Below are 14,266 nucleotides of genomic sequence, written 5' to 3'. Positions count from 1 at the left end.
GTGTATCCCGACCGATTTCCTCGCAACGCCTGGTACGTGGCTGCACGCAGCAGCGAGGTGACCCGCTCCGTGCTGTCGCGCTGGCTCCTGGGCGACCCCGTCGCGCTCTACCGGCGCGAGGACGGGCGGCCCGTGGCACTCGTCGATCGCTGCATCCACCGGCAGCTGCCGCTGTCGCTCGGGAGGCTGCAGGGCGACCGGATCGAGTGCGGCTACCACGGGCTGACGTTCGACACCGACGGCTCCTGCGTGCGCATCCCCGGCTCCTCCCGCATCTCGTCCCGGGTACGGGTGCAGGCCTTCCCGCTCTACGAGGAGTACGGGCTGGTCTGGATCTGGATGGGCGACCCGGAGCTCGCCGATCCCACCCTCGTGCCTGATCACCACTGGTTCCGGTCGGAGGGCTGGGCGACCGCCGAGGGCACCCTGCACATGGACGGGCGGGCTCAGCTGCTCAACGAGAACCTGCTCGACCTGTCCCACCTCACGTTCCTGCACCCGGAGTCCATCGGCTCGCCCGAGGTGGCCGAGGCACCCGTGCACACCAGCTACGACGAGCGCGTCGTCCGGGTCCACCGGACGATGACCGACGTGTCGTGTCCGCCCTTCTTCCAGAAGATCATGAAGGTGGACGGCGCCATCGACCGCGGACAGGTCGCGGAGTACTTCGCTCCCGCCTTCCACATCTCCCAGACCCACATCCGGCCCGCCGGGTCCGGGGACGACGTCCCCGCCTTCCGACAGATGGTCATGCACGCCATCACGCCCGAGACCCGGACGACGACGCACTACTTCTGGGGCGTGGCCCGCAACTTCGCCGTGGACGATCCAGGGGTGACCGACTTCGCGGTGGCGGCCGTCAGCCAGGTGTTCGAGCAGGACATCGCCGCCTGCGAGGCGATCGAGCACATCATCGCCGCCTGGGAACCGTCGTACCCGCTCGAGCTGAACATCAAGGTCGACGCCGGCCCGCTCCGCGCCCGCCGCATCATCGAGGAGATGGTTGCCGCCGAACGGGAGGACTCCGCCGCCCCCGAGCACCACACGGTGGACGCGGCCGCGCGCCGCGCCGCTACGGCGTCTCGCCTCCGTGCGGAGGGGCGGGGGTCGGTGGTCTGACATCGGCCGCGTCTGCCGGGCGGCGGGTCGGCCGCCCGGCAGACGACCTACCGGAAGCGGATCGGCAGGTTGGCCAGGGCGAGGGCATCGCCCCGCCCCGCCCCTTCCGGCACGCCTCCCCGTCCAGCGCGAGCGACCTCCCGCTGTCCAACACGACATCGAGGGCGACCGACAGCTCTCGACGGGCCATCTGGGCCCCGAGGCAGAAGTGGATGCCGGAGCCGAAGGCCAGGTGCCGGTTGGGGCGGCGGTCGAGCCGGCAGGTCTCCGGGGCGTCGAAGTGCTCCTCGTCGCGGTTCGCCGAGGAGAAGGACAGGCCGACGATCTCTCCGGCGGACATCGGGCAGCCCTGGAACTCCGTGTCCGACGCCGCGTTGCGCGCGAAGATGCTGACGGGGGAGGAGAGCCGCAGGAACTCCTCCACGGCCGACGGGATCAGCGCGCGATCCTCCCGGAGGCGTTCGAGGTCGGCGGGGTACCGGGCGAGGTGCCAGAGGGCGTAGGACAGGGCGGCGGCCGTGGTCTCGTGTCCGGCGACGAGCACCAGCATGGTGAAGCCGCGGATCTGGTCCTCGGTGAGCGTGTGGCCCTCGACCTCGCTGTCCAGCAGGAGGCTGATGAGGTCGTCGGAACGGTTCTCCCGCCGGGCGGCGATCAGCCCGTCGATGTAGTCGCGGAACTCGGCGTCGGCGCGGGCGGCGTCCTCGTGGTCGCGCACGCTGCCTTCGAACGAGCGGCGCACCAGGTCGACCCAGAGCGACTTGTCCTCGTCCGGCAGACCGATGAACAGGGCCAGTGCGCCGCTGGTCAGCGGCGCGGCGAAGGCGGTGGCGAGATCTCCGCCGCCTGCGGCCAGCAGGGGGTCGAGCAGCTGCTCGGCCAGGCTGCGGATCTCGCCGGTCAGGGCGTTGACGCGGCGTGGGGAGAACACGGGAGCGACGAGCTGCCGGTAGACGGTGTGCTCGGGCGGGTCGTACTCGAGCGGGAGGAACGCGAACGACCGCTGCATGCCCGACGGGATGAGCAGGGTGCCGGGGACGGCGGAGGTGAACCTCGACCAGTCGGCGGCAGCGGCGACGACGTCGTCGTAGCGGGTGATCAGCCAGAAGCCGCCGTAGCGGTTGCTGTGGCTGACCGGCCGGTCGCGGCGCAGGTGCTGGTAGGTGGGCCACGGGTCGGCGACGAACGCTGGATCGTGGTGGTCCAGCTCGTCGTCGGACAGTCCTGGCAGCGTCGACATGGATGTCCTCGTCGGTACTCAGAGTTCGTGGGCGTGGGTCTCCGCGGCGTGGCCCTGGTCGGGGGTCAACCCGCTGGCCAGGACGATGGCCGTCGTCGTCTCGTAGTGGGCGCGGAGCGCCTCCAGCGCTGCCGGCACGTCCCGGGCGAGAGCCGCGTCGACGATGCGCCGGTGTTCCTCGTCGACGTCCCGCTTCCCGCCCGACGCCGGCGCGCTCCAGCGGCGGTACAGCTCCATCGTGTCCGACAGCTGCTCGCAGAAGTCGGTGAGCAGGGGGAACCCGCTCCCGGCGATGAGTGTGTGGTGGAAGGCCCGGTGGGCCGCGGACCAGTCGTCGGTCATCAGATCGGGGTTGTCGGGCGCGCGGCGCGGGGTGCGGGTGAGGCGGTGGTGGGCGGCGAGCACCTCGGACTCCCACCGGAGGTCGCCGCGCTCGATCGCCAACCGCAGGGCGAGGCTCTCGTTGACCACGCGCAGCTCCGTGAGGTCGCCGAGCTCGCGGCGGGACAGGGACACGACCCGGAAACCCTGGTTGTGCGAGCTGGTCACCAGACGCTGCTCGGTCAGCCGGGTCAGCGCTTCCCGCACGACCCCCACACTGACGTCGAACTCCTGCCGCAGCTCCGCGGGCTTGAGCCGGTGCCCGGGCGGCAGCCTGCCGTCGAGCACGGCTCGGCGGAGGCGTTGGTAGACGTCCAGGCCGAGGGTCTCGGCCCCTCCTCGACGGGCCATCGTCAGGGAGCCCCTCGTCCGTCCGGCCGCCGCGGACCGCGGCGTCGCGCCGAGCGGATCATCGGACCGGCCGGGGCAACGGACGGTGACCCCAGGCGCTGATGTGGTCGTAGTGATCCTCCGCCCAGTCCTCGCCGACCTCGACGGCGCCCCACCCGAACTCGTAGTCGAATCCGCTCGGAGTCGTCGCGTAGAAGGAGAACATCCGATCGTTGGGATGGCGCCCGAGGCTCCGGTTGATCGTCAGGTCCGCGTCGATCGCGCGGTCGAACGCCATGCCCACGGCGTCGAGGGAGTTGGCCTGGACCATGAAGTGCAGCAGCTTCTTCGGATAGGTGGTGCGGGCAGGGCGCTGCACGAGCGCGATGCTGTGGTGTCGCCGGTTGCAGTGCAGGAACGCGGCGTGGGAGACGCCGTTGGGGGTCTCCTGCCCCGACGTGTCGGACACGCGGAACGGCAGCACCCCCGTCCAGAACCTCAGCGCCTCGTCCAGATCGTCGACCATGAAGACCGCGTGCCCCAGCCCCTGCGCCCCGGTGAGGAACCCACCGGGCACCAGCGGGGCCGCCAGGGGCTCCCGGGAGTGGTACGGCGCGCTCACGAGCTCGACGGTGATCCCGCCCGGCGCGGTGAAGGTGTACAGCCTCTTGACCCGCCGGTCTCGCGCCTCCTGTTCGTCGCACTCGCGCACGGGCACACCGGCGGCCGTCACCCGGTCGAGGATCTGCTGCAGCACCTGGCCGTTGAGGGCCGTCAGCCCGACGGCGACGTCGTCGTCGGCGGGTCCCCGCCGGACGAGGAAGCGCTGCTGGAGCTCGTCCATCCGCACCCGCAGGGCGTCCTCGGAGGGAGCGCCGTCGACGGACATGCCGAGGGTCCTCGTCGTGAACTCCGACCAGGCGTCGAGGTCGGACACCTCGAGCACGAGGTAGCCCAGCTGTAGGTCCTGGTGCACGGTGCTACTCCTTGTTCTGTCGGGGCTGCAGGGACGGTGACCGGTCGGCGTGCTCGGCGTCCTGGTAGGCGGTGAGGGCGCGGTAGTCGTCGCGGACGGGCGCGAAGATGTCGATGTTGAGGACCCGCTCGTCGCCGACGGGTTGGGCGCCGTGCGGGACGTCGCCGGGAATGTGCAGCACCGCGGGCGCCTCCAGGACGTAGACCTCGTCCCCGACGAAGAACTCCAGCGTGCCGCTGAGCACGAAGCTGAGTTGGTCGAACGGGTGCGAGTGCTGGCCGGAGCTGCGGAACCCGGGCTCGAACCAGTTGATCGTCACCAGCGATCCGTCGCTGCGGATCCCCGAGCGGGAGAGCCCCGGCGTGAGCAGCTCCACGGGCATCTGATCGAACCGATAGGCCTTCGGCCGCCCGGGCAGGGGACCGGCACCCGGCGTGTGCTCCGTGGTCATCGGGCCGCCTCGCGGTCCGGGTCGGTGAAGACCCGTTCGATCGAGCGGGACGCGAACAGCCACCGATCGCCCTCCCGGGCGTAGACGTCGGTGTAGTCGAGCACGAGCATCGGCCAGCTCGGGCCCGTGCCCTCGCCGTCGTGGCGGTAGAGCAGCGTCATCAGGGTGCGGCCGACGGTGCCGTCCTCGCCGGACCGCAGCCGGAGGTTGGTGTGCACGTGCCGGGAGGTCCGTTCGGTGAGGGTCGCGCGCCGGTCGGCCCAGCGCTGCAGGGCGGCCCGTCCGACCAGGGGGTCACCGAGGCCGAGCAGCTGGCCCTCGTCGGTGTAGAGCTCGGGGAGAAGCCGGGGATCGCCGTGGTCGAGGACCCAGGCGTGCTCGGCGACGAGCTCCTCGATCCCGGCCCTGACCTCCGCGGTCACCCGGTTCGGCTCGTTGGTCACGGTCATGTGCGTGCTCCTTCCGCCGCGAGGACGATCGTGCCGAGGTGTCTGCCGCTCTCCGTGCGCCGATGCGCCGACGCCGCCTTCACGCGACCACCGTCCGATCGTCGACCGCCTGTGTCGCGGGCGTGGGGTAGTAGCGGGCGAGGGCGTCGGCGACCGCCGGGGTGTCGGCTGCGGTGAAGTCGGCGGCGACGTAGCGGTCCGGGCGCACGAGCAGGTACCTGGTTGTTCCGCCCGGAGCGGGGTCGAGGTGCAGGGCAGGCTGTTGTTCCGCCACGACGGTGCCGTCGGGCCGCCGGCGCGGGATCCGCCCGCGTGGCAACACGACCACGACCGCGGCCTCGATGCGGGCGGCGAGCCGGTGCACGGGATCGGGGACCGCGGCCGACTGGGCGTCGGTCAGGACGACCAGCGCCCAGCCGGCGCCCAGCGCATCGTCGAGCAGACCGATGGCGCCCGCCTCGTCGATGACCGGGCCCTGCGGCAGGGGCGAACCGACGAGCGAGCCCTCGGCGGGCCCGACGGCGGGCACGGCCACACCCCGGGACATGTCCGGGCGAGGCACGAACCGCAGTTCGGTGACGTGGCGGTGCACTGGCGGGACCAGCCGCAGCGCGCGCAGGAGGAGGTCTCGCACCGTGGCGCGGCGGGGCCGACCGGTCATCACGAGCGCGCCGAGGCGGTGCGAGAAGCGGACCATCGCGGTCGCGTGCGGCCGCCGTTCGGTCTCGTAGCTGTCCAGCACCCCGTCCGTGGCCCGGCCCGCCACCACGGCGGAGAGCTTCCAGCTCAGATTGCGGACGTCCCGGATGCCGGTGTTGAGGCCCTGACCGGCGAACGGCGGCATGAGGTGCGCCGCGTCGCCCGCGAGGAAGACGCGGCCGACCCGCCAGCGCTCGGCGACGAGCTGGCGGGCGACGTACACCGCCGCGCGCTGCACCTGGTCGGGCCGCACCGTGCGGAACGGCGCCACCAGCTCGGCGACGAACTCCGGCCGCAGGACCTCCTCGGCGCGCTCGCCCGGCAGGAGCATGAACTCGTACCGGCAGCGTCCGCCGCTGCCGGGGACGACGACGTGTGGACGACGCGGATCGCAGTGGAACTCGGTGTCGCCGTGGTCCCGGGGGTCGTCGACGAGGTCCAGGACGATCCAGGGGTGCTTCTGGCTCGACCCGGTCATCCGGACGCCGAGCGAGGCGCGCACCAGGCTCTTCCCGCCGTCGCACCCGACGACGTACCGGGCGCGCAGGGTCCGGAGCCCCGACGGGCCGTCGAGGGTCACGTCCACGCCGTCCGCGTCCTGGGTCAGCGCGGTCGCCGCACAGCCGTACTCGAGTGACGCCGTCGGGGCGTCCTCGACCGCCTTGCGGTAGACCCGGACGTATCCGGGCTGGTCGAACAGCGTCTTGACCGGGAAGCCCTGACGCATCACGGCGGGCTGGGTGCGGACCAGCAGCTGACCGCGCGCGCCGTAGTAGCGCGAACCGGACACCCACACGAGGTCCGGCCGGAGGTCGTCGACGAGTCCGAGGGCGTGCGCGGTGCGCAACGACTCGTCCGCCAACGCGATCGCCCGGGGCTCGTCGACGGGGTCGGTGGCAGCGTCGACGACGTGGACCCGGGTGCCGTCCGCGGCGAGCAGCGCGGCGAGGGTCAGGCCGGTCGGGCCGGCACCGACGACCAGGACGTCGACCTCTCGGTCCGGCGGCGTCATCGACACGCGATCCCTCCTCCGCCCGATCCGACGGTGGCCGGGCCGCCCCATGAAGCCACTCAGGAGTCGAATCGTCAAGTGTAGAAATGAGTCTTGCCAAGAGAATCGACTCTTGTACGGTGGGGCCGCCACAGCGGAGTGGCCGGCAGACCAGCATCCGGTTCCGGCCCGTGGCCGAGGACGCGGAAGGAGCTCACGTGCGGTTGGTGTCCTACATGTCGGAGGGCTCGGACGAGCCACGGTTCGGCCGGGTCGTGACCGACGGCGCGGTCGACGGCGTGGTCGACGGAGTCACCGCGACGGACGGGCGGTTCCGGTCCGTGCGCGAGGTCCTGGCGGCGGGAGCGCTCCCGGAGCTGGCTGCTGCCACCCAGGGGCGTGCCGCCGACCTGCCGATCGGGTCGGTCAGGTTGCTGCCGCCCGTCCCGGATCCTTCGAAGATCATCTGTGCCGGGGTCAACTACCGGTCGCACCTGGACGAGACCCGGCGTCCGGACAACGCCTACCCCACGTTGTTCTCCCGCTTCCCCGACACGCAGATCGGACACGACCAGCCCGCCGTACGACCGGCGGAGACGAGCCGGTTCGACTACGAGGGTGAGCTCGCCGTCGTGATCGGTGCGCGAGCGGACCACGTGCCCGAGGCCGACGCCGCGCAGGTGGTGGCCGGCTACTCCTGCTACGACGATCTCAGCGTCCGCGACTGGCAGCGCCACACCAGCCAGTTCCTTCCCGGCAAGAACTTCCGGGCCACCGGTGGCTTCGGCCCCTGGCTGGTCACGGCGGACGAGATCGACGACATCTCCGCCGCCACGTTGCGGACCCGGGTCAACGGCGAGCTGCGCCAGGAGGCCTCGATCAGCCAGCTGATCTTCGGCATTCCGGAGCTGATCGCCTATATCACCACGTTCACCGTGCTGGCTCCCGGGGACGTCATCGTCACCGGCACGCCGGGCGGCGTCGGCCTGTTCCGGGACCCGCCGGTCTTCCTGACCGACGGGGACCTCGTCGAGGTCGAGATCACCGGGATCGGCCGGCTCGTGAACCCGGTGGTGGCGGGCTGAGTCCCGGACGGCCACGGCAGGTGCGCTGACCGGCATCGCGGTCGGGGTGGAACCCCGACCGCGAATCGGTGGTTCGCACCATTCACAAGAACGGGCCGGATCTGCGCACGAATTTGCATCCATCGCAGTCTGGAGTTGCTCTCGGTCCGTGCGCGAGTATCGGAACCGTCGCCAGGCGCGGCCGGTCGGGACTCCGGCCCGACCCGCTCGGGCCAGCGGATCAGGGCGGTCTCGCGTGCTCGTCACCGTTGTGACGGCATGTGCATCGAACACGGGGAACCGCAGTTCTCCCCACCGGTGCCAGTGCGACGAATAGTCGAGGCAGGGATGCGTGGCCGGAGAGTCGGCCGCGGATTCCGTCGCCATGCCTCGACGTCGTGCCTGTTCATGATGGAGGAGAACGTATGACCGTCGAGCACAAGGTGCGCGTGTACCGCAGCGAGGAGAACCTCGCCCGCGCCGACCAGCTGGCCTGGAAGATCGCCGAGGTGGCCGCCGACCAGGTACCACCGCCGGCCGAGGTGGCCGACATGGTCGTGAACCGGGTGGTCGACAACGCGGGTGTGGCGACGGCGTCGGTGAACCGTCGTCCGGTCGTGGCCGCACGGGCGCAGGCGCTGCGCCACGCGGCCCCGCAGGACCGGGCCGGGGCGGTCGTGTTCGGCACCCGTGAGCGGGTGTCGCCGGAGTGGGCGGCGTGGGCCAACGGTGTCGCGGTGCGGGAGCTGGACTTCCACGACACGTTCCTGGCGGCGGACTACTCCCATCCCGGCGACAACATCCCGCCGCTGCTCGCGGTCGCCCAGCACACGGGTGCGGACGGCGCCGCGCTGACCCGGGCGATCGCGGTCGCCTACGAGGTCCAGGTCGCGCTGGTCACCGGGATCTGCCTGCACCAGCACAAGATCGACCACGTCGCGCACCTCGGTCCGTCGGTCGCCGCCGGGATCGGTGCCCTGCTGGACCTGCCGGCCGAGGTCACCTACCAGGCCGTGCAGCAGGCCCTGCACACGACGACCGCGACCCGGCAGTCGCGCAAGGGCGAGATCTCGTCGTGGAAGGCGTTCGCCCCCGCGTTCGCGGGGAAGGTCGCGATCGAGGCCGCCGACCGCGCGATGCTCGGCGAGGGCGCGCCGTCGCCGATCTACGAGGGTGAGGACGGTGTCATCGCCTGGCTGCTCGACGGCCCGGACGCCGCGTACACCGTTCCGCTGCCGGAGCGCGGGGAGGCACCCCGCGCGATCCTGCAGACCTACACCAAGGAGCACTCCGCGGAGTACCAGAGCCAGGCGCTGATCGACCTCGCGCGCCGGCTCGGCCCCCGGATCCGGGAGGCGGGCGGCGCGGAGCGGGTGCGCAGCATCGTCATCCACACCAGCCACCACACCCACTACGTGATCGGGTCCGGGTCCGGGGACCCGCAGAAGTACGACCCGACGGCGTCGCGGGAGACCCTGGACCACTCGATCCCCTACATCGTCGCCGTCGCGCTGCTCGACGGCGGCTTCCACCACGAGCGCTCCTACCCGCCGCACCGCGCGGCCGACGCGGAGCTCGTCCAGCTGTGGCACGCGATCTCCACCGTCGAGGACCCGGAGTGGACGCGCCGCTACCACTCCCACGACCCCGCGGAGAAGGCGTTCGGTGGTCGGGTCGAGGTCACCTTCACCGACGGCACGGCCCTGGTCGACGAGATCGCCGTCGCCGACGCGCACCCGTTCGGCGCCCGCCCGTTCGGTCGTGACGAGTACGTCGGCAAGTTCCGCGACCTGGCGCGCGACGTCGTCGACCGCGTCGAACAGGACCGGTTCCTCGACCACGCCCTGCGTCTGCCCGAGCTGAGCGCCGCCGAGCTGGGCGAGCTGACGATCGTCCCGGCGTCGCTCGCGACCGCACCGGGTCGCGGGGTGTTCTGATGCTCGGCGCGACCAGCACCCCCCACGCGCGCAGGGTGGCGTTCCGCGAGGCGCTGGCGAGCGGCCGGCTGCTGCCAGTTCCCCGGCGCGTTCGACGCGCTGTCGGCGATGCTGATCGCCGAGCAGGGATTCGACGGCGTGTACGTCTCCGGTGCCGTCCTCTCCGCGGAGCTGGGGCTGCCCGACGTCGGGCTCACGACCTCCACCGAGGTCGCGGCCCGCGCCGCGACGATCGCCCGGCAGACCGACCTGCCCGTCCTGGTCGATGCCGACACCGGGTGGGGCGGTCCGGCGAACGTGGCCCGCACGGTCCAGACCTTCGAGGACGCCGGGCTGGCCGGGTGCCACCTGGAGGACCAGGTCGACCCGAAGCGCTGCGGGCACCTGGCAGGCAAGGCGCTGGTGCCGACCGAGGACATGTGCACCCGCGTGCGGGCGGCGGTGCGCGGGCGCCGCGACGACGCGTTCGTGCTGTGCGCCCGGACCGACGCCCGCGCCGTCGACGGGCTGGACGCCGCGATCGACCGCGCCCGCGCCTACGTGGCCGCCGGTGCCGACATGATCTTCGCGGAGGCGCTGACCGGGGAGGACGAGTACGCCGCGTTCCGCGACGCCCTCGACGTCCCGCTGCTGGCGAACATGACCGAGTTCGGGAAGAGCCCCCTGCTGACCGCGGACACCCTCGAGAAGCTCGGCGTCAACGTCGTCATCTACCCGGTGACCCTGCTCCGGCTCGCCATGGGTGCCGCGGAGGCCGGGCTCGCCGAGATCCGCCGCACCGGCACCCAGGCCGGAGTGGTCGACCGGATGCAGAACCGCGCCCGGCTCTACGAACTCCTGCACTACGACGAGTACGGCGCCTTCGACGCCGGGCTCGCCGGCTATCTCGACGAGGAGGACCCCTCATGACCGTGGCCGACGCACCCCCGCAGATCCACAAGGGGCTGGCCGGAGTGGTCGCCGACACCACGGCCATCTCCAAGGTCGACGCCGACACCAACTCCCTGCTGTACCGCGGCTACCCGGTGCAGGACCTGTGCGCGCACTCCGGCTTCCTCCAGGTCGCGCACCTGCTCTGGCACGGCGAGCTGCCCGCCGCCGACGCCCTGGCCCGGCTGGAGGCACAGGAACGCGCGCTCCGCCCGATCGACCGCAGCCTGCAGGCTCTGCTGCTCGGCACGCCCACCACCTGCCACCCGATGGACACCCTGCGCACCGCCGTGAGCTGGCTCGGCTCCGAGGACGCCCAGGAGGACGACCCGGCCGCCGACACGCAGAAGTCGCTGCGGCTGCTCGCCGCGCTGCCGACCGTCGTGGCGATCGACCAGCGCCGCCGACGGGGGCTCGACCCGATCGCGCCCGACCCGGACCTGGGCTACGCGGCGAACTTCTTCCACATGACCTTCGGCGCGGTGCCCGAGCCCGAGGTGGTGCGTGCGTTCGAGGTCTCGATGATCCTCTACGCCGAGCACAGCTTCAACGCCTCGACCTTCACCGCCCGGGTCGTGACCTCGACCCTGTCGGACCTCTACAGCGCCGTCGTCGCGGGGATCGGCGCGTTGAAGGGGCCGCTGCACGGCGGGGCCAACGAGGCCGTCATGCACATGCTCGCCGAGATCGACGGGCCCGACGCCGCCGATGCGTGGCTCGCCGACGCGCTCGCGCACAAGAAGAAGATCATGGGATTCGGGCACCGCGTCTACAAGCGCGGCGACTCCCGGGTCCCGACCCTGCAGGCCGCGCTCGAACGGATCGTGGAGCTGCGCGGGGCCCACGAGCTGCTGGCCACCCACACCGCGCTGGCCGAGGCGATGCACCGGGCGAAGGGGCTGCACCCCAACCTCGACTACCCGGCGGGCCCGCTCTACCACCTCATGGGCTTCGACATCCCGATGTTCACCCCGCTGTTCGTGATGGCGCGGATCACCGGTTGGACGGCCCACATCGCCGAGCAGCTCGCGGCGAACTCCCTCATCCGGCCGCTCGCGGCCTACGAGGGCTCGGCCCGCCGTGAGGTCCCGGCCGGACGCTGACCGTTCCGGCCTCGCCCACCGGCCGACCGCCGGTTCTCCCGCGGGCGGCCCGCCCGTCGATCACGGGCGGGCCGCCCGCCCACATCCGGAGGTATCCATGACCGCGACCGTGGTGGCGAGCTCCGGCAGGCCGTCCGGCACCGCCGGCGTCCGGCTGAGCCGCGACGGGCAGCACGTCGCCGTCCTCACGCTGGACGCCCCGCCCGCCAACGCGCTGTCCCGCCCCGTGCGTGCGGCACTGCGCCACGCCCTCGACGAGGTGGACCGTGACACCCGGTTCCGCGCCGCCGTCCTCACCGGCGTCGGACACTTCAGCGCCGGTGGCCATCTCGTCGAGGAGCAGCACGCCCGCGACGACGGCGACGCCGCGGCCTTCCTGACCGAGATCGTCGAGCTCACCGACCGGGTCGAGGAGCTCCGCGTCCCGGTGGTCGCCGCGGTCGCCGGAGGCGCCGTCGGCGCCGGGCTCGAACTCGCCCTGGCCTGCGACCTGCGGGTCGCCGCCGAGGACGGCTTCTTCGTGGCTGCCGGGGTCAACGTCGGCCTGATCATGAGCGCCTGGCGGCTGCCGCGGCTGCTCGGGCTCGGCCCGGCCAAGGACATGCTGCTCACCGGTGACCGGTGTGACGCGGCTACGGCCCTGCGGACCGGCCTGGCGAGCGCCGTCGTGCCGACCGACGCGGTGGTCGATGCCGCCCTGGAACGGGCGCACCGGATCGTGGGGCGGTCGCCGCTGTCGGTCGAGGCGACGAAGGCCGCCGCCAACCGGGCACATCAGCTCGACGCGGCCGGCGGTCGGGCCGTGCAGGCGGAACGGTTCGCCGACCTGGTCCGCACCCGCGACCACGTCGAGGCAGTGCGCAGCATCCTCGATCGGACCCGGCCGGCCTACGGCCGGCACTGACAGCTCGTGCTCCGGCTCCCGGTCGATGGGGCCCGCCGGGCCCCTCAGCCGCCCGGAGCGACCGGGTAGGGGACGAAGGTGCTGCGGTCCTCCAGGATCAGTGTCGTGTGGGCAAGGCGTGGGAACGCCCGCTGCGGGCACTGCGCCCGGCTGCACACCCGGCAGCCGGCGCCGATCGGTGTCGCGGCCGAAGGGGTGTCGAGGTTGAGCCCGTCGGAGTAGACCAACCGGTGTGCATGGCGGATCTCGCAGCCGAGTGCGATCGCGAACGTCTTGCCCGGTCGTCCCCATCGGCGCTGGGAGCCGGTGACCGTGCGCGCGACCCACAGGTAGCGGGCGTCGTCGGGCATGGCCGCGATCTGTACGTCGATCTCGCCGGGGGAGGCGAAGGCGCGGTAGACGTTCCACAGTGGACAGGTCCCGCCGCCGCGGGAGAAGTGGAACCCGGTCGCGGACTGGCGCTTGGACATGTTCCCGGCCCGGTCGACGCGGACGAAGGAGAACGGCACCCCCGGCTCGGACGGGCGCTGCAGTGTCGAGAGCCGGTGCGCGATCGTCTCGAACCCGAGTCCGAAGTGGTCGGACAGGCGCTCGATGTCGTAGCGGAACCGCTCGGCGGTGGCCCGGAACTCGCCGTAGGGCAGCGTCAGCGCCGCCGCGAAGTACCGGGCCAGGCCGATCCGGGTCAGGGTGTGGGTGTCGTCGTCCGCCGGGTCCTCGGCCGCCAAGCGCTCGATCACCGCGTCGTGTTCCAGCAGCGCGAGCTGGGTCGCCATCCGGAACGCCTGCTGGCCGGCGCGCAGTGCGGGGGACAGCCGCAGCACCCGTTCGACCCGATCGTAGCGGTGCATCTCGCCGGAGCCGGTCGTGTCGTCCTCCAGCCCGGCGATGCTGACGCCGTGCACCGTCCGCAGGCGCTCGGCGAGGGCGCGGCGCACCTCGCCCCGGCGCAGCCCGATCTCCGACGCCAGCGCCTCGGCCGCGTCGTCGAGCTCGGCCACGTGGTTGCGACGGCGGTAGAAGTAGTCGCGGACCTGCTCGTGCGGCGACGCCGACCGGATCCGGTCGGTGCCGTCGTTGCCGACCGGACGGCCGTCCCGGGTGTGGTCCGACGCGGCGGCCAGGTGCTCGTCCGCCCGGCGCCACCGCCGGTACAGCTCCAGCACCGCGTCCGCGGCCGCGGGCAGCTCGCCGGCGAGCCGCTCGATCTGTCCCGGCGGGACCGGTCCGGCCGCCGACGTGGTCTCGGCGAACACCTCGTGCAGCTCGGCGACCAGCCGCTCGGGTCGTCGGGCCGCGAAGAACGCCGCGTCGACACCGAACACCTCGGTGATCCGCAGCAGCACCGGCACGGTCAGGGGGCGGGAGCCGTGCTCGATCTGGTTCAGGTAGCTGGGCGAGATCTCCAGGGCCCTGGCCAGCTCCGCCTGGGTCATCGAGCGGGTCTCGCGCAGCGCGCGTAGCCGGGTGCCCGGGATGCCGGAGGTCGCCATGGCGGGACTGTAGCCGAGACCACCATTCGCAAGATTCGCAGAATCCGGCCGGAAGATGCGCAGGAGTTGGCAGGCGGCCACCGTCGCCTCACCTCTGTTGCAGCTCCGATGCTGGTCGCACCCCGTTCGAGAGATCGCCACGGCCCCCGGCCACCGCCGGGAGACCGTGAGCGCGGACACGGACGCGAACTTCGCAAAG

13 protein-coding genes are annotated in these 14,266 nt (G+C 72.3%); 6 read left to right on the top strand and 7 right to left on the bottom strand.

The annotated features are described in order from the left end of the window. Positions 1-1,119 carry an aromatic ring-hydroxylating dioxygenase subunit alpha gene (locus KPL57_RS71075; RefSeq protein ID WP_226358416.1) on the top strand — a complete coding sequence of 373 codons (1,119 nt, stop codon included), beginning with the start codon at positions 1-3 and terminating at the stop codon, positions 1,117-1,119. Here the strand turns inward: KPL57_RS71075 and KPL57_RS56515 are convergent. The 6 genes from KPL57_RS56515 to KPL57_RS56490 form a co-directional block, all read right to left on the bottom strand. Further along, entirely contained in the window at positions 1,073-2,359 is a 1,287-nt protein-coding gene (locus KPL57_RS56515; protein WP_226358415.1) for a cytochrome P450, read from the bottom strand. The genes KPL57_RS71075 and KPL57_RS56515 overlap by 47 nt on opposite strands. 18 nt (positions 2,360-2,377) lie before the next feature. Further along, positions 2,378-3,091: a GntR family transcriptional regulator gene (locus KPL57_RS56510; RefSeq protein ID WP_226358414.1), complete on the bottom strand. Its 714-nt coding sequence runs from the start codon at positions 3,089-3,091 to the stop codon at positions 2,378-2,380. 58 nt (positions 3,092-3,149) lie between these two features. Beyond that, on the bottom strand, positions 3,150-4,046 hold the full coding sequence (locus KPL57_RS56505; RefSeq protein WP_226358413.1) for a VOC family protein: 897 nt from the start codon (positions 4,044-4,046) through the stop codon (positions 3,150-3,152). A gap of 4 nt (positions 4,047-4,050) precedes the next feature. Further along, positions 4,051-4,428, bottom strand: a complete 378-nt coding sequence (locus tag KPL57_RS56500) for a cupin domain-containing protein (protein WP_226358412.1) — start codon at positions 4,426-4,428, stop codon at positions 4,051-4,053. 65 nt (positions 4,429-4,493) lie between these two features. After that, positions 4,494-4,946 (bottom strand): nuclear transport factor 2 family protein, encoded by a 453-nt coding sequence (locus KPL57_RS56495; RefSeq protein ID WP_226358411.1) that lies wholly within the window; start codon positions 4,944-4,946, stop codon positions 4,494-4,496. Between the two features lie 79 nt (positions 4,947-5,025). Then, entirely contained in the window at positions 5,026-6,657 is a 1,632-nt protein-coding gene (locus KPL57_RS56490) for a bifunctional 3-(3-hydroxy-phenyl)propionate/3-hydroxycinnamic acid hydroxylase (RefSeq protein ID WP_226358441.1), read from the bottom strand. Between the two features lie 197 nt (positions 6,658-6,854). Here KPL57_RS56490 and KPL57_RS56485 point away from each other — a divergent pair, with 197 nt between their 5' ends. From KPL57_RS56485 to KPL57_RS56465, 5 genes are all read left to right on the top strand, one after another. Further along, positions 6,855-7,721: a fumarylacetoacetate hydrolase family protein gene (locus KPL57_RS56485; RefSeq protein WP_075310862.1), complete on the top strand. Its 867-nt coding sequence runs from the start codon at positions 6,855-6,857 to the stop codon at positions 7,719-7,721. 404 nt (positions 7,722-8,125) lie between these two features. After that, a complete protein-coding gene (locus KPL57_RS56480; protein ID WP_226358410.1) occupies positions 8,126-9,637 on the top strand; it encodes an MmgE/PrpD family protein in 1,512 nt (503 codons plus the stop codon). Between the two features lie 108 nt (positions 9,638-9,745). Continuing rightward, positions 9,746-10,546, top strand: coding sequence for a methylisocitrate lyase (gene prpB / locus KPL57_RS56475; protein ID WP_308253159.1), 801 nt, complete (start codon positions 9,746-9,748; stop codon positions 10,544-10,546). Continuing rightward, positions 10,543-11,670: a bifunctional 2-methylcitrate synthase/citrate synthase gene (locus KPL57_RS56470; protein WP_226358409.1), complete on the top strand. Its 1,128-nt coding sequence runs from the start codon at positions 10,543-10,545 to the stop codon at positions 11,668-11,670. The genes prpB and KPL57_RS56470 overlap by 4 nt, the downstream gene beginning before the upstream one ends. Before the next feature lie 97 nt (positions 11,671-11,767). Then, positions 11,768-12,574: an enoyl-CoA hydratase/isomerase family protein gene (locus KPL57_RS56465; RefSeq protein ID WP_226358408.1), complete on the top strand. Its 807-nt coding sequence runs from the start codon at positions 11,768-11,770 to the stop codon at positions 12,572-12,574. Between the two features lie 44 nt (positions 12,575-12,618). Here KPL57_RS56465 and KPL57_RS56460 read toward each other — a convergent pair whose 3' ends face one another. Next, positions 12,619-14,067, bottom strand: coding sequence for a short-chain fatty acyl-CoA regulator family protein (locus KPL57_RS56460; protein WP_226358407.1), 1,449 nt, complete (start codon positions 14,065-14,067; stop codon positions 12,619-12,621). Between the last annotated feature and the right edge of the window lie 199 nt (positions 14,068-14,266).

The organism is Pseudonocardia sp. ICBG601 (assembly GCF_020496245.1).
Note: the sequence above shows the minus strand (reverse complement) of the source record. Positions and strands in the feature narration are given on the sequence as shown.